At 66.4% G+C, this 23,420-nt stretch carries 19 protein-coding genes and 1 tRNA gene; 12 read left to right on the top strand and 8 right to left on the bottom strand.

Features of this window, described 5'->3' with window-relative positions; all coding sequences use genetic code 11:
- On the bottom strand, nucleotides 1-1,670 hold a 1,670-nt coding region (locus tag AABN02_RS11720; RefSeq protein ID WP_338415117.1), incomplete at its 3' end, for a Calx-beta domain-containing protein.
- A gap of 140 nt (nucleotides 1,671-1,810) precedes the next feature.
- On the bottom strand, nucleotides 1,811-2,638 hold the full coding sequence (gene ugpQ / locus AABN02_RS11715) for a glycerophosphodiester phosphodiesterase (RefSeq protein ID WP_338415116.1): 828 nt from the start codon (nucleotides 2,636-2,638) through the stop codon (nucleotides 1,811-1,813).
- 233 nt (nucleotides 2,639-2,871) lie between these two features.
- Here ugpQ and AABN02_RS11710 point away from each other — a divergent pair, with 233 nt between their 5' ends.
- From AABN02_RS11710 to AABN02_RS11670, 9 genes are all read left to right on the top strand, one after another.
- Nucleotides 2,872-6,765 carry an FAD/FMN-binding oxidoreductase gene (locus tag AABN02_RS11710; protein WP_338415115.1) on the top strand — a complete coding sequence of 1,298 codons (3,894 nt, stop codon included), beginning with the start codon at nucleotides 2,872-2,874 and terminating at the stop codon, nucleotides 6,763-6,765.
- A gap of 173 nt (nucleotides 6,766-6,938) precedes the next feature.
- On the top strand, nucleotides 6,939-7,346 hold the full coding sequence (locus AABN02_RS11705) for a DUF971 domain-containing protein (RefSeq protein ID WP_338415114.1): 408 nt from the start codon (nucleotides 6,939-6,941) through the stop codon (nucleotides 7,344-7,346).
- Nucleotides 7,347-7,348: 2 nt separating this feature from the next.
- Nucleotides 7,349-8,080: a bifunctional demethylmenaquinone methyltransferase/2-methoxy-6-polyprenyl-1,4-benzoquinol methylase UbiE gene (ubiE, locus tag AABN02_RS11700; RefSeq protein WP_338415113.1), complete on the top strand. Its 732-nt coding sequence runs from the start codon at nucleotides 7,349-7,351 to the stop codon at nucleotides 8,078-8,080.
- 366 nt (nucleotides 8,081-8,446) lie between these two features.
- The gene (locus tag AABN02_RS11695; RefSeq protein ID WP_338415112.1) at nucleotides 8,447-9,814 is read left to right on the top strand and encodes a TIGR03013 family XrtA/PEP-CTERM system glycosyltransferase; all 1,368 of its coding nucleotides are present in this window, start codon (nucleotides 8,447-8,449) and stop codon (nucleotides 9,812-9,814) included.
- 150 nt (nucleotides 9,815-9,964) lie between these two features.
- Entirely contained in the window at nucleotides 9,965-10,594 is a 630-nt protein-coding gene (locus AABN02_RS11690; protein WP_338415111.1) for an XrtA/PEP-CTERM system exopolysaccharide export protein, read from the top strand.
- 84 nt (nucleotides 10,595-10,678) lie between these two features.
- Entirely contained in the window at nucleotides 10,679-12,226 is a 1,548-nt protein-coding gene (locus AABN02_RS11685) for an XrtA system polysaccharide chain length determinant (RefSeq protein WP_338415110.1), read from the top strand.
- Nucleotides 12,227-12,243: 17 nt separating this feature from the next.
- A complete protein-coding gene (locus AABN02_RS11680; RefSeq protein WP_338415109.1) occupies nucleotides 12,244-13,239 on the top strand; it encodes an XrtA-associated tyrosine autokinase in 996 nt (331 codons plus the stop codon).
- A gap of 4 nt (nucleotides 13,240-13,243) precedes the next feature.
- Nucleotides 13,244-14,770 (top strand): TIGR03016 family PEP-CTERM system-associated outer membrane protein, encoded by a 1,527-nt coding sequence (locus tag AABN02_RS11675; protein ID WP_338415108.1) that lies wholly within the window; start codon nucleotides 13,244-13,246, stop codon nucleotides 14,768-14,770.
- Nucleotides 14,771-14,780: 10 nt separating this feature from the next.
- Entirely contained in the window at nucleotides 14,781-17,279 is a 2,499-nt protein-coding gene (locus AABN02_RS11670; protein ID WP_338415107.1) for an XrtA/PEP-CTERM system-associated ATPase, read from the top strand.
- Between the two features lie 15 nt (nucleotides 17,280-17,294).
- Here AABN02_RS11670 and ftsY read toward each other — a convergent pair whose 3' ends face one another.
- A complete protein-coding gene (ftsY, locus tag AABN02_RS11665; protein ID WP_338415106.1) occupies nucleotides 17,295-18,371 on the bottom strand; it encodes a signal recognition particle-docking protein FtsY in 1,077 nt (358 codons plus the stop codon).
- A 123-nt stretch (nucleotides 18,372-18,494) separates the two neighbouring features.
- Here ftsY and rsmD point away from each other — a divergent pair, with 123 nt between their 5' ends.
- The 3 genes from rsmD to AABN02_RS11650 all read left to right on the top strand — a co-directional run bounded on the left by rsmD (nucleotide 18,495) and on the right by AABN02_RS11650 (nucleotide 19,983).
- Nucleotides 18,495-19,142 carry a 16S rRNA (guanine(966)-N(2))-methyltransferase RsmD gene (gene rsmD / locus AABN02_RS11660; RefSeq protein ID WP_338415105.1) on the top strand — a complete coding sequence of 216 codons (648 nt, stop codon included), beginning with the start codon at nucleotides 18,495-18,497 and terminating at the stop codon, nucleotides 19,140-19,142.
- A 62-nt stretch (nucleotides 19,143-19,204) separates the two neighbouring features.
- On the top strand, nucleotides 19,205-19,696 hold the full coding sequence (coaD, locus tag AABN02_RS11655) for a pantetheine-phosphate adenylyltransferase (protein ID WP_338415118.1): 492 nt from the start codon (nucleotides 19,205-19,207) through the stop codon (nucleotides 19,694-19,696).
- Between the two features lie 14 nt (nucleotides 19,697-19,710).
- The gene (locus AABN02_RS11650; protein WP_179632893.1) at nucleotides 19,711-19,983 is read left to right on the top strand and encodes a YfhL family 4Fe-4S dicluster ferredoxin; all 273 of its coding nucleotides are present in this window, start codon (nucleotides 19,711-19,713) and stop codon (nucleotides 19,981-19,983) included.
- A 6-nt stretch (nucleotides 19,984-19,989) separates the two neighbouring features.
- On the opposite strand, the gene pth is transcribed toward AABN02_RS11650, so the two are convergent.
- From pth to ispE, 5 genes are all read right to left on the bottom strand, one after another.
- Nucleotides 19,990-20,619, bottom strand: a complete 630-nt coding sequence (pth, locus tag AABN02_RS11645) for an aminoacyl-tRNA hydrolase (protein ID WP_338415104.1) — start codon at nucleotides 20,617-20,619, stop codon at nucleotides 19,990-19,992.
- A gap of 57 nt (nucleotides 20,620-20,676) precedes the next feature.
- Nucleotides 20,677-21,297: a 50S ribosomal protein L25/general stress protein Ctc gene (locus tag AABN02_RS11640; RefSeq protein WP_338415103.1), complete on the bottom strand. Its 621-nt coding sequence runs from the start codon at nucleotides 21,295-21,297 to the stop codon at nucleotides 20,677-20,679.
- Nucleotides 21,298-21,352: 55 nt separating this feature from the next.
- A complete protein-coding gene (locus AABN02_RS11635) occupies nucleotides 21,353-22,315 on the bottom strand; it encodes a ribose-phosphate pyrophosphokinase (RefSeq protein WP_338415102.1) in 963 nt (320 codons plus the stop codon).
- 83 nt (nucleotides 22,316-22,398) lie between these two features.
- Nucleotides 22,399-22,475 (bottom strand) — tRNA-Gln (locus tag AABN02_RS11630).
- A 39-nt stretch (nucleotides 22,476-22,514) separates the two neighbouring features.
- Complete coding sequence (ispE, locus tag AABN02_RS11625) at nucleotides 22,515-23,399, bottom strand: 4-(cytidine 5'-diphospho)-2-C-methyl-D-erythritol kinase (RefSeq protein ID WP_338415101.1); 885 nt, start codon at nucleotides 23,397-23,399, stop codon at nucleotides 22,515-22,517.
- Nucleotides 23,400-23,420: the final 21 nt, after the last annotated feature.

The raw sequence follows: 23,420 nt of genomic DNA, 5'->3' as shown, positions 1-23,420 counted from the left end.
CCAGGCGTACCGGGGCCGAACGGACCGGCGTCGTCGACGAGCGAGGTCGTGACCGATGCTTGGGCTGGATTGCCAGCAATGGCCTCGAAGCCGCCGCCAGTGATCTCGCCGAGCGAGACGGTGATGGTCTCGGTGCCTTCGGCAAGGGCGTCGTCGATCGTGGCGATGTCGAAGGTCGCTGAGGTCTGGCCAGCAGGGATCGTGACGGAGGTGACAGCGGTGTAGTCAGAGCCGTCTGTCGCCGTGCCGGAGTAGGTCAGCTTGACGACGACGTCGGTTACGGCAGGTTGGGTCAGCGAGACGGTGTAGCCGGAAGCGACTTCACCTTCGACGACCGAGCCTGGGCCGGTGATCGAGACGAGGCAGGTGTCCTCGGGTCCCGGTTCACCGGGGCCGAAGGGACCGGAGTCATCGACGAGCGAAGTCGTGACCGTGGCCTGTGCCGGGTTGCCGGCAATGGCCTCGAAGCCGCCACCGGTGATCTCGCCGAGCGAGACGGTGATGGTCTCGGTGCCTTCGGCGAGGGCGTCGTCGATGGTGGTGATGTCGAACGTCGCGGAGGTCTGGCCGGCCGGGACCGTGACGGACGTGACGGCGGTGTAGTCGGAACCGTCGGTGGCCGTGCCGGTGTAGGTCAGCTTGACGACGACGTCGGTGACGGCAGGTTGGCTGAGCGAGACGGTGTAGCCGGAAGCGACTTCCCCTTCGACGACGGATCCGGGGCCGGAGATCGAGACGAGACAGGTGTCCTCGGGGCCGGGCGTGCCGGGGCCGAACGGGCCGGCGTCGTCGGTGATGGTCGTGGTGACGGTGGCGTGGACCGGATCGATGCCGATGGCCACTGGATCGCCGACGACCCCGGCTTCGCCAGCGGCGGCGCGGGCGATCGTGACCGTGTAGGGCTCTGCGCCCTCGGCCAGCGCATCGTCGATGGTGGCAATGTCGAACCGGGCCGAGGTCTGGCCGGCGGGGATCGTGACCGATGGGACCGGGGTGAAATCCTTGCCGGCGGTGGCTACCCCGGCGTAGGCCAGCGTCACGGTCACGTCGACCGTGGCCGCGTGCGACAGCGTGACGGTGTAGTTGGCTGCGGTCTGGCCCTCGACGACGCCGGTGGGGCCGTCCAGCCGCACGACGATGCCCGTGTCCACGGCAATCGGGCTGTCGGGCTGGCCGGTGCCGCTGCCGTTGAATTGGTCGCCGGTCTGGTGGAGCTGGTCGTAGGCGTACTGGTACTCCTGCGGCGAGACGACTTCGATGACCCGGTCCACGACGAGGCCGGCCTGCAGCGAACCATCACCGCCGTCGGGACCCGCGCCGGTGACGAAGTCGAGATCGCCATCGTCGAGCCGGGTGACCAGTTGGTCCAGATCCGGGTCGCCGGTGGTGACGAAGCGCTTTCCGTCGGCGGTCAGCTGCACGATGCCACGCTGGGTGGTGAGCAGCACGTCGCCCTTGTGGATGACGTCGCCCAGCTTGAGCGGCAGGCCGCTGCCATCGTCCATGCGCTTGACGGCACCGCCCCACAGCCCGGTCACCACGCCCGCCGGCATGCGGGCTGGCACGTAGTGGACATTCAGCGTCGCGTGTTCGTGGCGGTGCGCCGCGTCGTGGCGGCCGGAGGAGGTGCGGGCAGACGCCGACGCAGGGGCAGACTTGGAGGCGGGCATGGAAGGCCTTTCGACGAGACGCGGAACCGATGAGCGAGCGTCGCCCGTGCCTGCTTGGCACGGGGGGCGCGGATGTCGTCGATATCGGCGTCAGGCCGGGTGGCCTTGAGCCCTGGCTTCAGGGGGCCGGGTCCCCGCGGTCAGGTGGTTGGCACGAAGGTGTCGACTGCGTCCGTGATGAGGCCGTCCAGACCCAGGTCCAGCAGCAGTTCGGCCCGCCCAGCGTCGTTGACCGTGTAGGCGAGCACCCGCAGTCCGTCGTGGTGCAGCGTGCGCACGAGGTCCGCGTGAATCAGCGACTCCTCCAGGATCACGGCCACGCAGTCCAGCCGCTCGGCGATGTCGAAGCAGTCGGGGGCCAGCGTGTCCAGCAGCAGGGCGCGTGGCAGTTCCGGCACCGCTTCGCGGGCGGCGGCCAGCGTGCGGGGCTCGAAGGAGCTGAGCAGCGGCCAGACGCTCAGTCCGTCCCGCACCGCTTCGCCCCAGCGTTGCCGGACCGCCTGGGCGACGATCTGCCCGGTGCGCTCCTCGTCACCGGGGACCGGCTTGAGTTCCAGATTGAGCAGATGCCCGTTGCGCAGGCAGAAGGCGGCGATGGCGTCCAGGCTGCACGGTGGCTCGCCCGCGTGCAGGCGGCTGTGCCAGCCACCCGCGTCCAGCCGGGCGAGATCGGCCCAGTTCAGGTCTCCCGCGCTGCCGGCGGCGTCGGTGGTGCGCTCCAGCGTGTCGTCGTGCAGCAGGAAAGGGACGCCGTCCGCGCTCAGCTTGACGTCGCACTCGAAGGCCCGCCAGCCCAGCGCCGCGCCGGCACGGAAGGCGGCCAGCGTGTTCTCGGGGGCGAGTCGGCCGGCGCCGCGGTGGGCGATCCAGGTCGGATAGGGCCAGGGTGGGACCGCGGCGGAAGCCGGACCCGCAGGCGCGGGATCAAGGTCGTCGATGTCGTTCGGCAGGGTACGGTTCGGACTCATCGTGGCACTCCAGCGCGGGCGAAGTCTGCAGTCTGCAGCATCCAGCCGCATTGTGTCGTTGCGCCGTGTCAGCTGCGGCGGTTTGGTGCAAACAACACTTGTCAATGCGCCAAAGCACTTGTATGCCGGCTGAAATGGCTGCTGCGGTAGCATGGCGGGCTCTGCGCGCGCCTCGCGCGCTGCTGCTTTGCGGCCACATGAACGCACCGCTTCCCCTGAATCCGCTCCTCCAAATGCCTGGTCTTCCCCTGGACCCGGCGCACGCCGAAGCTCGCTTGCGCGAGATTCCGTACAACTACACCTCGTTCTCGGACCGCGAAATCGTGATCCGGCTGCTGGGCGCACGGGCCTGGGAACTGCTCGACCGCCTGCGTGGCGAGCGCCGCACCGGCCGCTCCGCCCGCATGCTCTACGAGGTGCTGGGCGACATCTGGGTCGTGCAGCGCAACCCCTACCTCGAAGACGACCTGATCGACAACCCGAAGCGGCGCCAGCTGCTGATCGATGCGCTGCACCACCGCCTCGGCGAGGTCGAGAAGCGCCGCGATCCGGGCAACGATGCCGGCCGCGACGGGCTGGTCGGCGAGTTGCTGAAATCGGCGCGCAGCGCAGTCGAGCGCTTCGGCGAGCGCTTCCGCATGGTCTACGACCTGCGCCAGCGCACGAAGAAGGTGCTGGGCCGCCACACCCGCAAGGACAACCTGAAGTTCGACGGCCTGAGCCGCGTCTCGCACGTCACGGACGCAACCGACTGGCGCGTCGAGTACCCCTTCGTCGTGCTGACCCCGGACACCGAGGCCGAGATGGCCGCGCTGGTGGCGGGCTGCGTCGAGCTGGGCCTGACGATCATCCCGCGTGGCGGTGGCACCGGCTACACCGGCGGCGCCGTGCCGCTGACGTGGAAGAGCGCGGTCATCAACACCGAGAAGCTGGAGCAGATGACCGAGGTCGAGATGGTCGACCTGCCGGGTGTGCCGCACAAGGTGGCGACGGTCTGGACCGGCGCGGGCGTGGTGACGCAGCGCGTGTCGGATGCGGCCGAGCGCGGTGGCTTCGTCTTCGCGGTCGATCCGACGTCGGCCGAGGCGAGCTGCATCGGCGGCAACATCGCGATGAACGCGGGTGGCAAGAAGGCCGTGCTCTGGGGTACTGCGCTGGACAATCTGGCCTCGTGGAAGATGGTGACACCCGAGGCCAAGTGGCTCGAAGTGATCCGCCTGAACCACAACCTGGGCAAGATCCACGACATCGAGACCGCCAGTTTCGAGCTGAACTACTACGACGCGACCGGCAAGACGCTGGAGCGCACCGAGCGCCTCGACATTCCCGGCCGCACCTTCCGCAAGGAAGGTCTGGGCAAGGACGTCACCGACAAGTTCCTCGCCGGCCTGCCCGGCATCCAGAAGGAAGGCTGCGACGGCCTGATCACCTCGGCGCGCTGGGTCGTCCACCGCATGCCCGACCACGTGCGCACGGTCTGCCTGGAGTTCTTCGGCAACCCGATCCAGTGCGTGCCCTCGATCGTCGAGATCAAGAATTTCATGTTCGAGGAGATGAAGAAGCCCGGCGGCGCGATTCTGGCCGGGCTGGAGCATCTGGATGACCGCTACCTCAAGGCGGTGGGTTACGCGACCAAGAGCAAGCGCGGCGGTCTGCCCAAGATGGTGCTGGTGGGCGACATCGTCGGCGATGACGCGGACGCCGTGGCGCGCGCCACCAGCGAGGTCATCCGTTTGGCCAACGCCCGTTCGGGCGAAGGCTTCGTGGCCATCAGCGCCGATGCGCGCAAGAAGTTCTGGCTCGACCGCAAGCGCACCGCCGCCATCTCCAAGCACACCAACGCGTTCAAGGTGAACGAGGACGTGGTGATCCCGCTGGAGCGCATGGGCGAGTACACGCTGGGCATCGAGCGCATCAACATCGAACTCTCCTTGCGCAACAAGCTTGCGCTGGTCGACCGCCTCGAAGCCCTGTTCACCACTGGCAACCTGCCGCTGGGCAAGACCGACGACGCCAACGACATCCCGAGCGCCGAGCTGCTGGGCGACCGGGTGGCGCAGGCGCTGGGCCTGCTGCGCGAGGTGCGCACGCTGTGGTCGGGCTGGAAAACCGGTCTGGATGTGGCGCAGCACGACGAGGCGAGCGCCGGCCGCAGCTTCTTCGACCAGTTGCAGGACCACAGCCTGCGCGCCTCGTGGAAGACGCAGATCCTCAAGCCGCTGCAGCAGGTCTTCACTGGCGCGGCCTTCATCCCGGTCATCGACGAGCTGCGGCGCATCCACCAGGAAGTGCTGCGCGGACGGGTCTGGGTCGCGCTGCACATGCATGCCGGGGACGGCAACGTCCACACCAACATCCCCGTCAACAGCGACAACTACGAGATGCTGCAGACCGCCCATGAGGCGGTGGCGCGGATCATGGTGCTGGCGCGCAGCCTGGACGGCGTGATCTCGGGCGAACACGGCATCGGCATCACCAAGCTCGAATTCCTGACCGACGACGAGCTGAAGAACTTCGCGACCTACAAGGCCAAGGTCGATCCGGAAGGGCGCTTCAACAAGGGCAAGCTGCTGCGCCAGAAGGACCGCCAGACGGACCTCGGCGCCGACACCCGCTCGGCCGACCTGAGCGAGGCCTACACGCCGAGCTTCGGCCTGATGACGCACGAGTCGCTGATCATGCAGCAGAGCGACATCGGCGACATCGCCGCGTCGATCAAGGACTGCCTGCGCTGCGGCAAGTGCAAGCCGGTCTGCGCCACGCACGTGCCGCGCGCGAACCTGCTCTACAGCCCGCGCAACAAGATCCTGGCGACCTCGCTGCTGATCGAGGCCTTCCTCTACGAAGAGCAGACCCGCCGCGGCATCAGCCTGAAGCACTGGGAAGAGTTCGAGGACGTGGCCGACCACTGCACGGTCTGCCACAAGTGCCTGTCGCCGTGTCCGGTGAAGATCGACTTCGGCGATGTGTCGATGAACATGCGCAACCTGCTGCGCAAGATGGGCCAGAAGAGCTTCCGCCCCGGCAACGCCGCGGCGATGCTGATGCTCAACGCCACCAACCCCGAGACGATCAAGCTCGCCCGCGGCGCGCTGGTGGGCGTGGGCATGAAGGCGCAGCGCTTCGCCCACGACCTGTTCAAGTCGGCGGCGAAGAAGCAGACGTCGGCGCCGCCGTCCTCGGTTGGCACCGCGCCGATCAAGGAGCAGGTGATCCACTTCATCAACAAGAAGCTGCCAGGCGGCCTGCCGAAGAAGACAGCGCGTGCGCTGCTGGACATCGAGGACAAGGACTACGTCCCGATCATCCGCAACCCGAAGGCAACGACTGCCGAGACGGAAGCCGTGTTCTATTTCCCGGGTTGCGGCTCGGAGCGGCTGTTCTCGCAGGTCGGGCTGGCCACGCAGGCGATGCTCTGGCACGCGGGCGTGCAGACGGTGCTGCCGCCGGGCTACCTGTGCTGCGGCTATCCCCAGCGCGGCTCGGGCCAGTTCGACAAGGCCGAGAAGATCATCACCGACAACCGGGTGCTGTTCCACCGGGTCGCCAACACGCTGAACTACCTCGACATCAAGACGGTGGTGGTCTCGTGCGGCACCTGCTATGACCAGCTCCAGGGCTACGAGTTCGACAAGATCTTCCCTGGCTGCCGCATCATCGACATCCACGAGTACCTGCTGGAAAAGGGCATCACGCTGCAGGGGCAGGGCGGTTTCCTCTACCACGATCCCTGCCACACGCCGATGAAGCTGCAGGACCCGATGAAGACGGTCAAGGCCTTGCTGGGCGACGGTGTCATCGAGAGCAAACGTTGCTGCGGCGAATCGGGCACGCTGGGCGTGAGCCGGCCGGACATCTCGACCCAGATCCGCTTCCGCAAGGAAGAAGAGATCCTCAAGGGCGAGGCGGAGCTGCGTGCTGCCGGACACCAGGGGGACATGAAGATCCTCACGTCGTGCCCGAGCTGCCTGCAGGGCCTGTCCCGCTATGGCGAAGACCTCAAGAGCGGCCTGCTCGAAGCGGACTACATCGTCGTCGAGATGGCCCGGCAGATCCTGGGGGAGAACTGGATGCCCGACTACGTGCAGCGCGCCAACGCGGGCGGCATCGAGCGGGTACTGGTCTGATCCAGTGGCGATGCGATGGAGTGGCGATCGGCGAATCTCTTCACGCAAACAAGAGATTTTCAGTTGTATATCGCCATAATTTCACGTAATTTAAGGGACAATTCGGCATCGTGCGGCGCAGCATTCGGCGCCTTGCGTGATCGATACGCTCGTTTCAGTCAAGGATTCACCCGATGTCGCGCCAAACCACTCCTCAGCCCACTGCACTGACCCTGCACCAGCAGTCCCGTGTGCTGGAAATCGGTTTCAGCGATGGCGCCGTCTTCCGCTTGCCTTACGAGTTGCTGCGGGTGTACTCGCCGTCGGCCGAGGTGCGCGGCCACGGTCCCGGGCAGGAAGTGTTGCAGACCGGCAAGCGCCTGGTCGAGATTGTCGACATTGAGCCGGTCGGGCACTACGCGGTCCAGCCTTCGTTCAACGACGGGCACAACACCGGGCTCTACACCTGGGAAATGCTGTATGACCTGGGTGTCAATCAGGACGCCTGCTGGCAGGACTATCTCGACCGGGTGAGCGCCGCGGGCGTCGAGCGGGACGCCCCGATGGTGCAGGCCTCTGGCAGTGCCTGTGCCAGCCACTGACCATGAGCGATACCCATTTCGGTTTCAAGACCGTAGACGAGGGCCAGAAGGCCCGCATGGTCCGCGGGGTGTTCGACTCGGTGGCGTCGCGCTACGACGTGATGAACGACCTCATGTCCATGGGGCTGCACCGGGTCTGGAAGGCCTACACGCTGGCCGTGTCGGGTGTGCGTGAAGGGCACCAGGTGCTGGACATCGCGGGCGGCACCGGGGACCTCAGCCGCGCCTTCGCGCGCAAGGTCGGTGCGACTGGTGGGGTCGTGCACACCGACATCAACGAAGCCATGCTGCACACCGGACGTGACCGGCTGGTCGACGAAGGCGTGGTGCTCCCGACGGTCATCTGTGATGCGGAGAAGCTGCCGTTTCCCTCCGAGCGCTTCGACATCGTCAGCGTGGCCTTCGGCCTGCGCAACATGACCCACAAGGACCGGGCGCTGGCGGAGATGTGCCGGGTGCTCAAGCCGGGCGGCAAGTTGCTGGTGCTGGAGTTCTCGAAGGTCGCGGCGCCGCTGGGCAAGGTGTACGACTGGTACTCCTTCAACGTGCTGCCGCGCCTGGGTCAACTAGTGACCGGCGATGCCGATAGCTACCGTTATCTGGCTGAATCCATCCGCATGCACCCGCCGCAGGCTGAACTCAAGGCGATGATGAAGTCCGCCGGCTTCGGGCATGTGGATGTGCATAACCTGTCTGCAGGTGTCGTGGCCCTGCATGTGGGCTTGAAATGCTGAATGTGATAATTGCACGATAGGTGCAAGCATGTTTATTTCACTTTCGATCCCGGTATTCCTATATTTATCAAATCAAGTGGATGCCGTCAGAATAGAGAGTGGCTGCTCGTGCAGTGTTTTATTAAAGAGTTGGTATCAGTCTTCACTTGAGCGTTATTACGTCACACAATCATGGTGAGATGGCCCCTGATCGGGGGATCGACGGCTGCCTTCGTCTTGCTCCCCTCGGTGTTGAGGCGAGAATTCAACAAGTCGACCCAAGCGGTTCGTGATGTGAGATGCGAGTGACGTGGTGTCTCGCCTGTTTGCCTAGGGGGCCAGAGGATGTTCAGAGTTTTTCAGCACCGTACGTCGGGAACGCACTTCGTGGAGTTGTTCGCTGACGGGGTGCTCTGTTTCATAGCGGCATTGCTGTCTGCGGCCACGCTGGCGCACCCGGTGCCTGGGGTCAACCCCCTGATGCAGGTCATCAGTCCGGTCATCCTTTTCTCGGCGTTCTCCTTCGCCTTGGTGATGGCCTTGCTGTACTCGTTTGTCGGACTCTATCGCCACCGCAATCTTGGGTTGGTGCCGATGTTCCTGCGCATCGGGTTTGCGTTCGTGATTGGGGGATATATTACTTATCTGGCGATCAAGTATATTCGTTACGACGGTTATGCGAGCAGCCTGGTTGGATATTCTCTGGTTTACCTGATGGGTGGTTTGGCCATTTACCGTGGTTCGGCCTGGGGTATTCGGCAAATGGTCGGAACGCGCCGCGTCCTGATTGTCGGTACCGGTCCGGATGCGCGTCAGGTCTGTACCGATCTGCGCGCTGGTGGTCATTGGGCCGGTTATGACGTGGTGGGTTTCTTTCCTACTGCGGAACAGACCGACCGCGGCGCCCTGCGCGGTGCAGCCCACATATTCGATACCCGCTTGCGCATGGTGGATCTGGTGCGCGAGCACAAGATCAGCGAAATCATCGTCGCGGTGCGCGAGCAGCGTGGCGGCGGTGTGCCGATGGACCAGCTGCTGGAGTGCCGCATCGGCGGTGTGCCGATCATGGATCTGGCCTACTTCTACGAGCGCACGAAGGCCGAGGTGCCTGTCGACAGCCTGAAGGCCAGCTGGCTGGTGTACGGCGACGGCTTCGTCCAGGGGCGTGCCCGGGAGTTCACCAAGCGCGTCTTCGACATCGTCAGCTCGTCCTTGCTGCTGCTGATCGGCGCGCCGGTCATGCTGCTCACCGCACTGGCCATCCGGATGGACAGCGTCGGCCCGATCCTCTATCGCCAGGAGCGTGTCGGCCTGGGTGGGCAGGGCTTCATGTGCATCAAGTTCCGCAGCATGCGCACCGATGCCGAGAAGGATGGCGTTGCGCGCTGGGCATCGAAGAACGACTCGCGCATCACCCGTGTGGGCGCGTTCATCCGCAAGACCCGGATCGATGAGCTGCCCCAGTTGTTCAGCGTGCTCAAGGGCGAGATGAGCATGGTGGGGCCGCGTCCGGAGCGCCCCTCGTTCGTGGCGCAATTGCGCGAACAGATTCCGTTCTATGACCTGCGGCACACGGTCAAGCCTGGTCTGACGGGTTGGGCGCAGGTGCGCTATGCCTACGGCGCTTCGCTGGAAGATGCCCGCAAGAAGCACCAGTTCGATCTTTACTACGTCAAGAACAATTCGCTGCTGCTGGATTTGCAGGTACTGATCGAAACCGTCAGTGTCGTGCTGTTCCGAGAAGGTGCGCACTGAGTTGATTCTTGATGGCGGGCGCTGTCTGCGTGCCAATGCCGTACAAAAATTAACTTTGTAAGAAACTGCCGTTGTCCCGCGGTACCATCCGGGACTGTTGCAGCGCGGTGCGCTTGCAGACCAATGAGAGGAATTCGCATGAGGATCGAAATGAGCCGTTTCTCGCGGGCAGCGGCCCTGGCCTTGGCGTGCGTCACCGGTGCAGGTGCGCTGTCGGGGTGTGGCTTGATGCGCAGCAGCACTTATCCGCCTGCGCCGCGGTCGGCTGAAACGGTGGACCATCGCTACAAGATCGGTCCTCTCGATACTCTGAATGTCGTGGTGTGGCGCAACCCGGAACTGTCGTCCACCGTGACGGTGCGCCCGGACGGACGCATCTCCACGCCGCTGGTCGAAGACGTGCTGGCCGCGGGCAAGAACCCGGCCGACCTGTCGCGCGAGATCGAGACGCTGCTGGGGCGGGTGATCCGTGATCCGGTGGTGACCGTGGTGGTGGGCACCTTCCAGGGGGTGTTCAACGACCAGATCCGCATCGTGGGCGAGGCCACCAAGCCGCAGAGCGTGGCGTTCCGCCAGAACATGACGATGCTGGACGTGATGATCCAGGCCGGTGGCCTGACCGACTTCGCGGACGGCAACGGTGCCGTGCTGGTGCGTGGTGCCGAGGCGGGCAAGCAGTACAGCGTCCGTCTGAAGGACCTGCTCAAGCGTGGCGACATCTCGGCGAACGTCGACGTCAAGCCGGGCGACATCATCATCGTGCCGCAAAGCTGGTTCTGATCGCCATCGCTCTCTGATACGCCGCTGACCGGTCACTCAGAGCCGGTCAGCCCTGAACCCAAGAATGACAGGTAGACGGCCGGTATGAATGAATTCACCCGACAGGCTGCGATATTGGCTGGCAGTGTCTGGCAACATCGCTGGATGGCTGTTGCAGTGGCCTGGATCGTCGCGCTCGCTGGCGCGCTGGTCGTGTGGGTCGTTCCCGAGCGGCACGAGGCACGCGCCCGGGTCTACGTGGACACACAGACCGTGCTGCGCCCCATGATGGTCGGACTGGCCTTCCAGCCCGACATCGACCAGCAGGTCCGCATGCTGGGACGCACGCTGATCTCCCGCCCCAACGTCGAGCGCCTGGTCAACAACCCGGCCATCGGACTCGAAAAGCTGGAGCCGGGGCAACTCGATGCCCAGATCGAGTCCCTGATGAAGTCCATCAAGGTCGAACTGACCGGTGGCAACAACCTCTACGCCATCAGCTACCGCGACCAGGATCCCATCCGCGCCCGCAAGCTGGTGGAAGTGCTGGTCGGCATGTTCATGGAGTCCGGTCTGGACACCAAGCGCAAGGATTCGGCCGAAGCCAGCCGCTTCATCGACGAGCAGATCAAGCAGTACGAGGGCAAGCTGACCGAGGCTGAAAATCGCCTCAAGGACTTCAAGCTCAAGAACATGAGCGTGGCCGCGACCACGAACCAGGACTACTTCGCCCGGATCCAGACGCTGACGGACGACGTCAACCGCCTGCGTGTCCAGCTGGGTGCCGCCGAACAGTCGCGCGACGCCACCCGCCGTGAACTCGGCAACGAAGAGCCCAATCTGCCGGTGGCTGCGGCCTCCGCGGTCTCGCTCACGCCGGATCTCGACAGCCGCGTCGAAACGCAGAAGCGCCAGCTGGACGAGATGCTCCGCCGCTACACGGAAGAGCACCCGGACGTCCTGACGACCCGGCGCATCATTGCCCAGCTGGAAGACCAGCGCCGTCGGGAGATGGATGCGCTCAAGAGCACCAACAGCGCGACCCGCCGCGCGGCGGCTGCGACCAATCCGGTGTTCCAGCGCCTGCGCCTGAATCTGGCCGACGCGGAAGCCAATGTCGCGTCGCTGCGTTCCCAGCTGGGCAACCAGCAGGCGCGCCTCGAAGAAATCCGTGCCCAGGCGAACAAGGTGCCGCAGGCCGAAGCCGAACTCGTGCAGCTCAACCGCGACTACGAGATCATGCGCCGCAACTACGACCAGCTGGTGCAGCGCCGCGAGGCCGCCTCGCTGGGCGTGAAGATCGACCAGACCTCGTCGATGGCCGATTTCCGTCTGATCGAGCCGCCGCGGGTGCTGCCCTCGCCGGTGTTCCCGAGCCGCATCCAGCTCGCCATCGGCGTGATGCTGCTGTCGGTGCTTGCCGGGATTGCGGCGGCCTACGCGCAGACCCTGCTGAATCCGGTCTTCTCGAGCGAACGCGAACTGCGTGAATTCACCAAGCGACCCGTGCTGGGCAGCCTCCTCAAGGTGGATGACCCGCGGGACCGTGACCTGGAGCGCCAGGACCGCATGAAGCTCGCGGGTGTGATGAGCCTGTTCGTCCTCGCGAATGTGGGATGGGTGGCCTGGATCTCCTTGCGTTCGGCCAGTTAAGGAATAGGTGCCCCCTGATGAACACCATCGAGCAAGCCGCCAAGCGGTTAGCAGAACTCAAACGTGCCGGTTTCGACGTTCCGGTTCCGGAGATCCCGGGTGCCGCTGCGGCGTCGCCTGCACCTGTGGAGGCCCCCGCGGCTGTGCCGGTCGAGGCGCCCGTGCCTGTGGCAGCTGCGGTCGAAACGAAGATCGCGGCCGTCAAGCCTGCGGTCGCCCGTGCGTCCTCGGCCGTCGTGGCGGCTGCGCGCAATGGCGTGGTCGAGGCGCTGACCTCGTCGGGACGCCGGTCGCGCGAGGTGACGCTCGATCTGGCGCGTCTGGAGCGCGAAGGCTATCTGGTGCCTGCCCAGGCCCGGTCGCAACTGGCCGAGCAGATGCGCATCATCAAGCGTCCGCTGCTGGCCAATGCCCGTGGTGAATCGGCGCAGGCGCTGAGCCGGCCGAACCTGATCCAGGTGGTCAGCGCGATGCCGGGCGAGGGCAAGACTTTCTTCGCCATCAATCTGGCGATGAGCATTGCCATGGAAGTCGATCTGTCCGTGCTCCTGGTGGATGCCGACGTGCTGCGTCCGTCCGTGCTGGCGCGCTGCGGCATCGAGCCGGCCCGTGGCCTGATGGACGTGCTGCAGTCGCCCAGCATCGAGCTGCACGACGTGATGCTGCGCACCAACGTCGCCAAGCTGAGCATCCTGCCCGCCGGCACGGCCAACGCCCAGTCGACCGAGCTGCTGGCCAGCGGCGCGATGGAAGCGCTGCTGGATGAGCTGGCATCGAAGTTCTCGGACCGCATCGTCGTCTTTGATGCGCCGCCGCTGATTCCCACGACCGAGTCCCGTGTCCTGGCCTCGCGGGTCGGGCAGGTGGTCATGGTGGTCGAGGCCGGCAAGACCACGCACGCCCAGGTGTCGCAGGCCTACGCCGCGGTGGAGCAGTGTCCTGTGGTGTTGTCGGTGCTGAATCGGGCGCGCGGCAAATCGGGCGAGGCCTATGGCTATTACTACGCCACGTGAGCTGATGCGCACCGGGGTGTCGGCAGCGGTCCTGCTGCTGGCCGGATGGACCGCCCACGGCGATGCGCAGGCCCAGGCGTGGCGCGTCGTCCCCGCTGTCAAGGCCACCGTCACGGCCTCCAGCAATGCCGGCATGCAGGCCGCGGACGCCGCGACCATGGAGACGGTGCTCACCGTGACGCCCCAGGTCCAGCTCCTCGGCACGGGACCCGACTACAAACTGACCGGTACGGTGGCCGCCGACATGGTCCAGTACCTCGGCCGCAGCCGGGCCGACCGCATCCTGCCGCGCGGGCAGGTCGTGCTCAACAGCCGCCTGGTCGATCGCCTGCTGTTCGTGGATGCGGAACTGGGCGCGGACACCACCTCGTCCACGCCGTTCGACATGCTCAGCGATGGCGCCACGTTCTACAACGTCGGCACCAGCACCCGCGAACGGATCAGCCCCTATCTGGACCGGGAACTGTCGCCTTCGTCGCGCATCACCGCGCGCAGCGATCTGGTCTGGACACAGGGCCGCGGCACCTCGACGGTGGCCGCTCTGACCAACAACGCCGATGCACTCGTGCAGACGCATTCCGCCCGCTATGACCTGAGGCCCGAGCCGGCGGGGCTGCGCGGCGAATTGAACTACCAGAACACTGCTTACAGCGACAGCGCTGCCGGTGGCCTGACGCTGCAGACGGCGCGCCTGTCCGCACTCTACGCACCGGACCCGACGCTGACGCTGGGCCTGACGGGCGGTCGTGACGCGGCCCGCTTCACCACCAACAACATCAGCGAAACGCTGCGCGGCGTGTCGATGCGCTGGGCGCCGACCGAGCGCACGCAGTTCGACGTCCTGCTCGAAAAGCGCTTCTTCGGCAACGGCTGGAACGTCAACTTCTCGCACCGCTCGCCCTTCATGGCCGTGTCGGCGGGGCTCGTCCGTCAGGCGACCACCTACGCGGCCCGTCTGGGCGCGCTGCAGGCCGGCGGTGATGTGGCGACCCTGGTCGACTCCATCCTGCAGACCCGCATCCAGGATCCTGGGCTGCGCCAGATCGCGGTCCAGGACCTGATCGCCAAGCGGGGCCTGCCGAACACGCTGACCGGTCCGGTCGATCTGTTCTCGCGCACCGTGCAGTTGCAGCAGGGTGCCAACGTCACGCTGGCCATGCTCGGCGTGCGGCACACGGTGACTGTCCGCCTGTTCCAGACCCGCACGGAAGACCTGCGTGGTCCGAACGAGGACAGCGTCATCGGGCTTGCCAGCGATGCCACGCAACGCGGCGCCACCTTCGGGGTGTCGCGCCGCCTGACGCCGGAAACCACGGCCGACCTGAGCTTCACCCGCACCAAGACCGACGGTCTGGGCCCGAACGTGGCGCTGCACTCGAGCAATTCGATTGTTCGTCTCGGGGCCACGCACAGCCTGTCGCCCCGAACCACGCTGAGCGGCGCCGTGCGCCACCAGACTGGTTCGTCCACGCTCATCGGTGTCAACGCGACGGAGTCTGCCCTCTCGGTCGGCATGTTGCACCGGTTCTGACGGTCACACGATGTACGAATCAGCTTTCGGTTTCAGCGGTCCCCCGTTCCAGCTCAATCCTGATCCGGCCTTCTACTTCAACAGCCGCGGCCACGGTCGGGCGCTGGCCTACCTGCAGTACGGGGTGGCGCAGGGCGAGGGCTTCATCGTCATCACGGGCGAGATCGGCGCAGGCAAGACCACGCTGGTGCGGATGCTGCTCGACGGACTGGACCGGCAGAAAGTGCTGCCGGCGCAGATCGTCAGCACGCAGCTGGAGTCGGGCGAGCTGCTGCAGTCGATCATCACCGCCTTCGGCATTCCCTCGCAGAACAACACGTCCAAGGCGCACCTGATCGCCACGCTCGAAGCCTTCCTGACGGCGCTGGCCGCGCAGGGGCGGCACGCGCTGCTGGTGGTGGATGAAGCGCAGAACCTCGGGCCGCGCGCAGTGGAAGAGCTGCGCATGCTGTCGAATTTCCAGCTTGGCAACCATTCGCTGCTGCAGAGTTTCCTGGTCGGCCAGCCGGAGCTGCGCCGCCTGCTCGAATCGCCGTCGATGGAGCAGTTGCGCCAGCGCGTGACCGCGTCGTGCCACCTCGGGCCGCTGAGCCTGGAGGAGACGCAGGCCTATATCGAGCACCGCCTGCGCCGCGTGGGCTGGACCCAGCACCCGGCGTTTGGTGCCGGTGCCTTCGAGAGCCTGTACCAGTGGTCGGGCGGGGTGCCGCGCCGACTCAACCGGCTGGCCAACCGCGTGCTGCTGGCCGCCTTTCTGGATGGCGCGGACAACATTTCGGCCGACCTGATCGAGCGCACGGCCGGCGAGCTGCGGGCGGAAATCGGGGAGGGTGGTCTGGAAGTGCCGGCGCCGGTGATGGCAACCGTCGAGGCCGCACCTCCTGCGCCGGTTCCCGCTCCTCCTGTGCTTGCGCCGGTTGTGGCGCCCGAGCCGGCACCCACACCCGCTCCTGCACCGGTAGTGGTCGCCCCACCGGTCGCTGCCCCCGTTGTTTCTGAACCGGTTGCAGCGCCGGAGCCGGTGCTGACCTTCATCGACTCCCCGTCCCAGACGGTGCCCGCGCTTGTCGCCGTCGAGGCCCCTGTCGCGGACGAAGCCGACGACACGCCTGTGGAGGCGGCCGAGGTCGCCCTGCCCACCGAGGTGGCCATCGAGCTGGACGCGCAGTCCCAGGCCGCCCTGATGGCGCCCCGCCTGCGCTCGGTGTCGGACGCCGCCGTGAAGGCCGCCCGCGTCCATGCCGCAGGCCGTCTGGCGCAGCGTGACAGCCGGGACAAGGTGTTCTGTCTGGCCGACAGCACCAGCGCCGCGCTGAAGTTCGCCGCACTCGCCCAGGCGATGGCCGAACAGGGACGCTCGCCGCGCATGATGCTGGTCAGTCTGGGCCCCCTGCCGCGGGTCTGGCCCTGGTCCGGCATGGGGCGTGTGCTGCCCGCGATGGAAGTCGGGCTCGATCTGGAATGGTCGGAGGCGGACCTGAACGCCTCGATCGCCAAGATCACGGAAGGCTTCGGGCACTTCGCCGAGGAATACAAGCCGCTGGCCGTGCTCAGCCTGGGCTCGAGCGACGCGATGGTGGCGTGCTGCCTCGCGGCGCAGCAGCGGGGTCTGCCGCTGATTTGCCTGGAAGCCGGCGACCGCATGGCCTCCGCCAGCGAAGGGCTGAACGCCACGCTGATCGAGCAGATGTCCAGTCTGCTGTGCGTGGCCAGTGCACCGTCGCCGCTGCAGTCGCTGGCGCGCCAGGGGATGCGGCCGGAGCGCATCGCCTGTGTGCCCGATCAGCTGAACACGGACGCCGTCGCGGCCGTCTGGCCGGAAGTGATGACCCCGGACCGCGCCTTCCTGCGCAACGGCCTGCCGATGTACCTGGGGCCGACGTGGTCGGTGAACGGCGTGACGGGTACGCCGTACGTGCTGGCCGCCTGCTCGCTGATGGGCTTGCCGGTGGACCGCGTCCAGGTGGTGGTCCGGGCGCTTTCGCAGATCCGTTGCGATGGCAAGGTCATCTGGCTGGTCGATGCACCGACCCAGGCGATGCTGGTCGAGCTGCTGGACGCCGACGCTGCGCTGGCCGAGCGCATCTTCGTCGTGCGCAGCGACGGTCAGCGCCGTGGCGATGCCCGTGCGCGCATGGATGCGGCCCAGGTGCTCTGCCGGGAGGTGTCCTCGCTGCCCGAACAGATCAGCCTGCTGCACGGAGCCCATGGTGCGGTGCTCGACGTGGGTCAGGCGCTGGCGGATGTGGCGAGCGTGCTCGACGTGCCCTTCGTGAGCGTGGACAGTGCACAGGGCCAGGTGCTGCGCCGCAATGGACACGGTGCCGTGCTGGACCAGCGTCCGCTGGACGGCGACGCACTGAACGCCGTGCTGGCCGATGCCCGCACGGCCGCGGTCGATCGTCCGGTGCTGGCCCAGCCCGCGGTCGCCTCGGGGGCGGCAGCCGGCATTGCCGAACACCTGCTGGCCTGGATCGATGCCCGCCAGCAGGCGGCCATGGTCGCCTGACGCAGATCCTGCAGGTCAGTTCAGCAGGGCCTGCGCGAACTCGCGGGCATTGAAGGTCTGCAGGTCTTCGAGCTTCTCGCCCACACCGATGAAGTAGACCGGCACGACCGGCTTGCCCTTGGCGACCCGCTCGCGGCCCCACAGCGCGATGGCGGCCAGCACGCCGCCCTTGGCCGTGCCGTCCAGCTTGGTGACGACCAGTCCGGTCAGCTGGATGGCCTCGTCGAAGGCCTTCACCTGGGTCAGCGCGTTCTGGCCGGTGTTGCCATCGACGACCAGGATCACCTCGTGCGGCGCGCCTTCCATCGAGCGGCCGAGCGAACGGCGGATCTTGCGCAGCTCCTCCATCAGGTGCAACTGCGTGGCCAGACGCCCGGCGGTGTCGGCGATCACGACGTCACAGCCACGCGCCTTGCCCGCGGTCACGGCGTCGAAACACACGGCCGCGGGATCGCCGCCTTCCTGGCTGACGATCTCGACACGGTTGCGGTCCGCCCAGACGGAGAGCTGTTCGCGTGCCGCGGCCCGGAAGGTGTCGGCCGCTGCCAGCAGCACCTTGCAGTCCATGCCGGCCAGGTGGCGGGTCAGCTTGCCGATGCTGGTGGTCTTGCCGGCGCCATTCACGCCGGCGACCATCATCACGGTCGGCTGGGTCGCGCCGATCTGCAGCGGTGCCTCCAGCGGCTGCAGCAACTCGGTCAGTACCTCCATCAGCAGCGCCTTGACGGCGGCGGGGTCGGTGCAACGGGTGTCCTTGACCCGGCGCTTGAGTTCATCGAGCAGGTGTTGCGTGGCGCCGACACCGGCGTCCGCCATGAGCAGGGCGGCTTCCAGCTCTTCATAGAGCGCGTCGTCGATGCGGGTGCCGGTGAAGACCTGGGCGATGCTGGAGCCGGTGCGGGCCAGGCCGGACTTGAGCTTGTTCAGCCAGGAGGAGCGGGCGGGTGTGGCGTCGGGGGCCGGAGCGGCGGTGATGGCGCTCGGCTTCGCGGCAGGGAGGGGGCTCGCCACGGGCGCTTCGGCGGCTGGTGTGGCCGGCGTCTCGGGCGGCGGCGGCGCGGAAAAGAGCTTGCGACGAAGAAAACTGAACATGCGTGTCGATGGTGACGAAAACGACCGGCTGGTCGGCCTTGGATTGTAGGCAGCGTGTCTGACGCAACCCGCCCGCCCGGGGCGGGATGTCTGCATCGCACCACTGAATGGCAGAATCCCCCCGTGTCTACCGCCCCCGCCCGACGCGCCCCTGTGCGCAAACCCTCCGCCGACCATGTGGCTGCCGCCGCACCGGGTGAATTGCGCCTCATCGGAGGCCGCTGGAAGCGCAGCAAGCTGCCGGTGGCCGACCACCCCGGCCTGCGCCCGACCCCGGACCGCGTGCGCGAGACGCTCTTCAACTGGCTAGGCCAGGACCTGGCCGGCTGGCGGGTGCTGGATGCCTTCGCCGGCACCGGCGCGCTGGGCTTCGAGGCCGCGTCGCGAGGTGCCGCCGAGGTGCTGCTCCTTGAGCACGACCAGAAGCTGGCCATCCACCTCCAGACCGCCTGCACGCGCCTTGGCGCCACGATGGTGCGCGTGGTGCGTGCCGAGGCGCTGGGCTGGATGGCGCGCCGCGAGGTGGCCGATCTGGATCTGGTGCTGCTGGATCCGCCCTTCGGCGCCCATGTGTTCGATGCGGCGGTGCGTGCGGCGCTGCCCCTGCTCACCCCCGAGGGCTGGCTCTATCTGGAGGCCGACCGCGCCTTCGACGAGGCGGCTTGCGCGGCCTGGGGCTGCCGCCTGCACCGCCAGGGCCGCGCCGGCATGGTGCATTTCCATTTGCTGCAGCGCAGTGCCCCGCCTGCACCCGACTACACTGGGGCATGAGCCTTGGCCAGTGAGTGCCCCGTGACACCCGAGACTTCGATCAGGAGCCCGTCTTGAACCCCGTGACCCAGGATCTCACCGCGATCTATCCCGGCACCTTCGACCCGATGACCCTCGGTCACCAGGACCTGATGCGCCGCGGCAGTCGCCTCTTCAGCCGCCTGATCCTGGCGGTGGCCGCCGGGCACCACAAGCGCACGATGTTCAGCGTCGAGGAGCGGCTGGAGATTGCCCAGGAACTGGCGCTACCGTACCCGAACGTCGAGGTGATCGCCTTCCGCGGCCTGCTGCGCAACTTCGTCATCGAACACGATGGCAAGGTGGTCGTGCGGGGACTGCGTGCCGTCAGCGACTTCGAATACGAGTTCCAGATGGCCGGCATGAACCGCCAGCTGATGCCGGAAGTCGAGACCCTGTTCCTGACGCCGAGCGACCAGTACCAGTTCATCAGCGGCACCTTCGTGCGCGAGATCGCCGTGCTGGGCGGGGACGTCTCGAAGTTCGTGGCGCCCATGGTGCTGCAGCGCCTGCAGCAGCGCGTCGCGCAAAGCTGAGGGGGAGAGAGACCATGGCCCTGCTCATCACCAGCGAGTGCATCAACTGCGACGTCTGCGAGCCCGAGTGTCCGAACCAGGCGATCTCGATGGGCGAGGAGTTCTACGTCATCGATCCCGAGCGCTGCACCGAGTGTGTCGGCCACTTCGGCGAGCCGCAGTGCGTGCAGGTCTGCCCGGTCGAGTGCATTCCGCTGAACCCGGACCACGTCGAATCCCCGGAGCAGCTGATGGCCAAGTACGAACGGCTGCAGAAGACCGCGCTGCCGCGGCTGGTGGTCGGCTGAGCCTGTTCAGTCTGCGGCCGGCTCGGCTGCGGGGGGCTTGGGCGGGCGGGGCGGCTTCGGGCGCTGTGGCCCGGCGTGCAGCACCATCATGGCCTTGGTCATGTCGCCGGCCAGCAGGGTGTCCAGCGCTTCCATCGAGCGGTCGATGCAGCCTTCGATGGCCTCGCGCTCGGCCGCTGGCGGCTTGCGCAGCACAAAGTCCGCCACCTCGGCGCGCACACCCGGATGCCCGATGCCCAGCCGCAGGCGCCAGAAGGCGGGCGATCCAAGCTGGGCCTGGATGTCCTTGAGGCCGTTGTGCCCGGCCGCGCTCCCACCCTGCTTGAGCTTCATCTGGCCGGGCAGCAGGTCGAGTTCGTCGTGCACGACCAGGATCTCTTCCGGGGCGATCTTGAAGAACCGCGCCAGCGGAGCCACCGACTTGCCCGACAGGTTCATGTAGGTCATCGGCGTGATGAGCCAGATCGGCCCGTCCGGGCGGTTCACGCGCGCCACCAGGCCGTGGTAGGCCCGGTCGGCCTGCAGATGGGCGCCCAGGCGGCGTGCGGCCGCGTCGATCCACCAGAAACCGGCGTTGTGCCGCGTGGATTCATATTCAGGGCCCGGATTGCCCAGGCCGACGAGCAGACGGATCATGTGCGACTCCCAGAACAAAAAAACCCCGCCGGGGCGGGGTTTGCGGGGCGGGGCAGATTACTTCTTGCCCTTCTTGCCCTTGACCGGTGCCGGAGCGACCGCGGCGACGATGACTTCCTCGACGATGGCCACGGGCGTGGCGATGACCGGGTTCTTGAAGCCGTGGGTCAGCACCACGACGCCATTCGGCAGCGTCAGGTCATTGACGTGCAGCGACTTGCCCAGCGTCATGCCAGCCAGATCGACCGTCAGGAATTCCGGCAGCTGCTCGGCCAGGCATTCGATGTGCAGTTCCGACACCACGTGGGTGATGGTGCACTTCTCGAGCTTGACGGCCGGCGAGTCGGCTTCGTTGACGAAGTGCAGCGGCACCTTCTTGCGCAGGCGGGTGGTGGCGTCCACGCGCTGGAAGTCAGCGTGCAGCACCAGCGGCTTGAACGGGTGCATCTGCAGCGCGCGCAGCACGACCTTGGTGGTCTCGCCGCCGAGTTCCATCTCCAGCACGGACGAATGGAACACTTCCTTCTTCAGGGCGTGGAACAGGGCGTTGTGATCGAGTTCGATCTGGGCCGGCGTGGCGGTGCCGCCGTAGACGATGGCGGGTACCTTGCCGGCGATGCGCAGGCGGCGGCTCGCTCCGGTCCCCTGCAGCTCGCGCGTGAATGCGACGAATTTCATGTGGTTTCTCCAAAAGAGGAAGGTGCCCGCGACCAGGCACCCGGGGTAATGCAGATCAGAAGTTGTTGTTCTGTTCTGCGAAGAGGGAGGTCACCGACTCGCCGTCGGAAATCCGGCGGATGGTCTCGGCGAACAGGAAGGCCACCGACAGCTGGCGGATCTTCTTGCAGTCCTTGGCGGGGCCGCTCAGCGGGATCGTGTTGGTGATCACCACTTCGTCGAGCTGCGACTTGCTGATGCGCTCCACGGCCGGGCCGGACAGGATGGGGTGCGTGCAATACGCGAACACGCTCTTGGCGCCGCGCTCCTTGAGCACCTCGGCCGCCTTCACCAGCGTGCCGGCGGTGTCGATCATGTCGTCCATGATCACGCAGTTGCGCTTGTCGATCTCGCCGATGACGTGCATCACTTCCGACACGTTCGCCTGCGGACGGCGCTTGTCGATGATCGCCAGGTCGCAGTTGAGCTGCTTGGCCAGCGCGCGGGCGCGCACCACGCCGCCGACGTCCGGCGACACGACGACCAGATCGTCGTAGCGCTTGCTCTTCAGGTCGGTCAGCAGCACCGGCGAGGCGTAGATGTTGTCGACCGGGATGTCGAAGAAGCCCTGGATCTGGTCAGCGTGCAGATCCATGGTCAGCAGGCGGTTGACGCCAGCGGCTTCGAGCATGTTGGCCACGACCTTGGCGCTGATCGGCACACGCGTCGAGCGCGGGCGGCGGTCCTGGCGGGCGTAGCCGTAGTAGGGGATCACGGCGGTGATGCGGCGGGCCGAGGCGCGCTTGAGTGCATCGACCATCAGCAGCAGCTCCATCAGGTGCTCGTTGGTCGGGGCGCAGGTTGGCTGCACCACGAACACGTCACGTGCACGCACGTTCTGCTGGATTTCGATCGTCACTTCGCCGTCGGAGAAGTGGCCCACGGCGGCCTTGCCCAGTTCGATGCCCAGATCGGTAGCGATCTCGTGGGCGAGGACAGGGTTGGCGTTGCCGGTGAAAAGGACTGTATTGGAGAGCATGCTCGGTGCCCGCTTGGGGACTTTTACGTGCCATCAAGAAACAAGCGCCTCACCGGAAGCCGGCGGGCGCTTGATGGATGGTTTGGCAGGGGAGGAAGGACTCGAACCCTCGCATGTCGGAATCAAAATCCGATGCCTTGACCAACTTGGCGACTCCCCTACACAGGACACTTCTTGCGAAGCACCCGAAATCTTGTCTTCAGTCTGCGCACCAACCCAACAGCGGGTGACATGCAAGACTGTTGCAGTACCTTGCTATCCAATCAGAACCCGGTTCAACCAAACTCCGGACCCACTCGATCGGTGGCAGCGCACTGCTTTCCTGCTGAATGGTGTCACAGGGCGCAAACACTGCGCTTCCTGATCCGCTCATTCTGCTGAGCCCGAAATTCTGCTTGAGAATTTCAAGTCCGTCAACAACTTGTGGGCTGTACGCCTCGGCGCTGGCCTGCAAATCGTTTTTTCCGAAGGACTTTGCCTGTGCAAGAAAGACCGCTATTGTGGTTCGCGGCGTATCTCGTGTCAAGAGGGGACTGGAAAATATCGCAGACGTCGGCACAGCCACCGGGGGTTTGAGGACCGCGTAGGCGGCCGGCGGCAGATCGATTGGCGTGAGTTGCTCGCCGATGCCTTCGACCCAGGCGTTGTGTCCGCCGATGAAGAAGGGCACGTCCGCGCCCAGTGTCAGACCGAGCTGGAGCAGCCGGGAGCGTGGCCAGTGCAGCCCCCACAGCCGGTTCAGCGCGATCAGCGTGGTGGCCGCATCGGAGCTGCCGCCGCCGAGTCCGGCACCCCACGGCACCTGCTTGTCGATGGCGATGTGCGCCCCCAGCGTGCTGCCGCTGGCCGCCTGCAGCGCCCGGGCCGCCCGGGTGCAGAGATCGTCTTCGGGCAGGGCCGGGCCGAGATCCTCCCGGCTGATTTGCCCGTCGGCGCGCCGCTCCACATGCAGCGTGTCGCACCAGTCGATCAGCGTGAAGACCGACTGCAGCAGGTGGTAGCCGTCCGGACGGCGGCCGACGACGTGCAGGAACAGGTTGAGCTTGGCCGGCGCGGGCAGGTCGTACAGGGCGGACAGGGGCATGCGCGAACAGTGGAAGAGAAG

The sequence above is a fragment of the uncultured Sphaerotilus sp. genome, assembly GCF_963924895.1.
In the GTDB taxonomy this organism is placed as follows: domain Bacteria; phylum Pseudomonadota; class Gammaproteobacteria; order Burkholderiales; family Burkholderiaceae_C; genus Sphaerotilus.
The sequence above is the reverse complement of the archived record's forward strand: the minus strand, read 5'-3'. Positions and strand labels throughout refer to the sequence as shown.

Bases quoted from the DNA above. Each gene is read 5' to 3' on its own strand.
- AABN02_RS11670 (WP_338415107.1), top strand. From the start codon at position 14,781: ATGTACGAATCAGCTTTCGGTTTCAGCGGTCCCCCGTTCCAGCTCAAT.
- AABN02_RS11650 (WP_179632893.1), top strand. From the start codon at position 19,711: ATGGCCCTGCTCATCACCAGCGAGTGCATCAACTGCGACGTCTGCGAG.
- AABN02_RS11675 (WP_338415108.1), top strand. From the start codon at position 13,244: ATGCGCACCGGGGTGTCGGCAGCGGTCCTGCTGCTGGCCGGATGGACC.
- ubiE (WP_338415113.1), top strand. From the start codon at position 7,349: ATGAGCGATACCCATTTCGGTTTCAAGACCGTAGACGAGGGCCAGAAG.
- AABN02_RS11640 (WP_338415103.1), bottom strand. From the start codon at position 21,297: ATGAAATTCGTCGCATTCACGCGCGAGCTGCAGGGGACCGGAGCGAGC.
- pth (WP_338415104.1), bottom strand. From the start codon at position 20,619: ATGATCCGTCTGCTCGTCGGCCTGGGCAATCCGGGCCCTGAATATGAA.
- AABN02_RS11690 (WP_338415111.1), top strand. From the start codon at position 9,965: ATGAGCCGTTTCTCGCGGGCAGCGGCCCTGGCCTTGGCGTGCGTCACC.
- AABN02_RS11680 (WP_338415109.1), top strand. From the start codon at position 12,244: ATGAACACCATCGAGCAAGCCGCCAAGCGGTTAGCAGAACTCAAACGT.
- AABN02_RS11635 (WP_338415102.1), bottom strand. From the start codon at position 22,315: ATGCTCTCCAATACAGTCCTTTTCACCGGCAACGCCAACCCTGTCCTC.
- AABN02_RS11705 (WP_338415114.1), top strand. From the start codon at position 6,939: ATGTCGCGCCAAACCACTCCTCAGCCCACTGCACTGACCCTGCACCAG.
- ftsY (WP_338415106.1), bottom strand. From the start codon at position 18,371: ATGTTCAGTTTTCTTCGTCGCAAGCTCTTTTCCGCGCCGCCGCCGCCC.
- AABN02_RS11685 (WP_338415110.1), top strand. From the start codon at position 10,679: ATGAATGAATTCACCCGACAGGCTGCGATATTGGCTGGCAGTGTCTGG.
- AABN02_RS11710 (WP_338415115.1), top strand. From the start codon at position 2,872: ATGCCTGGTCTTCCCCTGGACCCGGCGCACGCCGAAGCTCGCTTGCGC.
- ugpQ (WP_338415116.1), bottom strand. From the start codon at position 2,638: ATGAGTCCGAACCGTACCCTGCCGAACGACATCGACGACCTTGATCCC.
- ispE (WP_338415101.1), bottom strand. From the start codon at position 23,399: ATGCCCCTGTCCGCCCTGTACGACCTGCCCGCGCCGGCCAAGCTCAAC.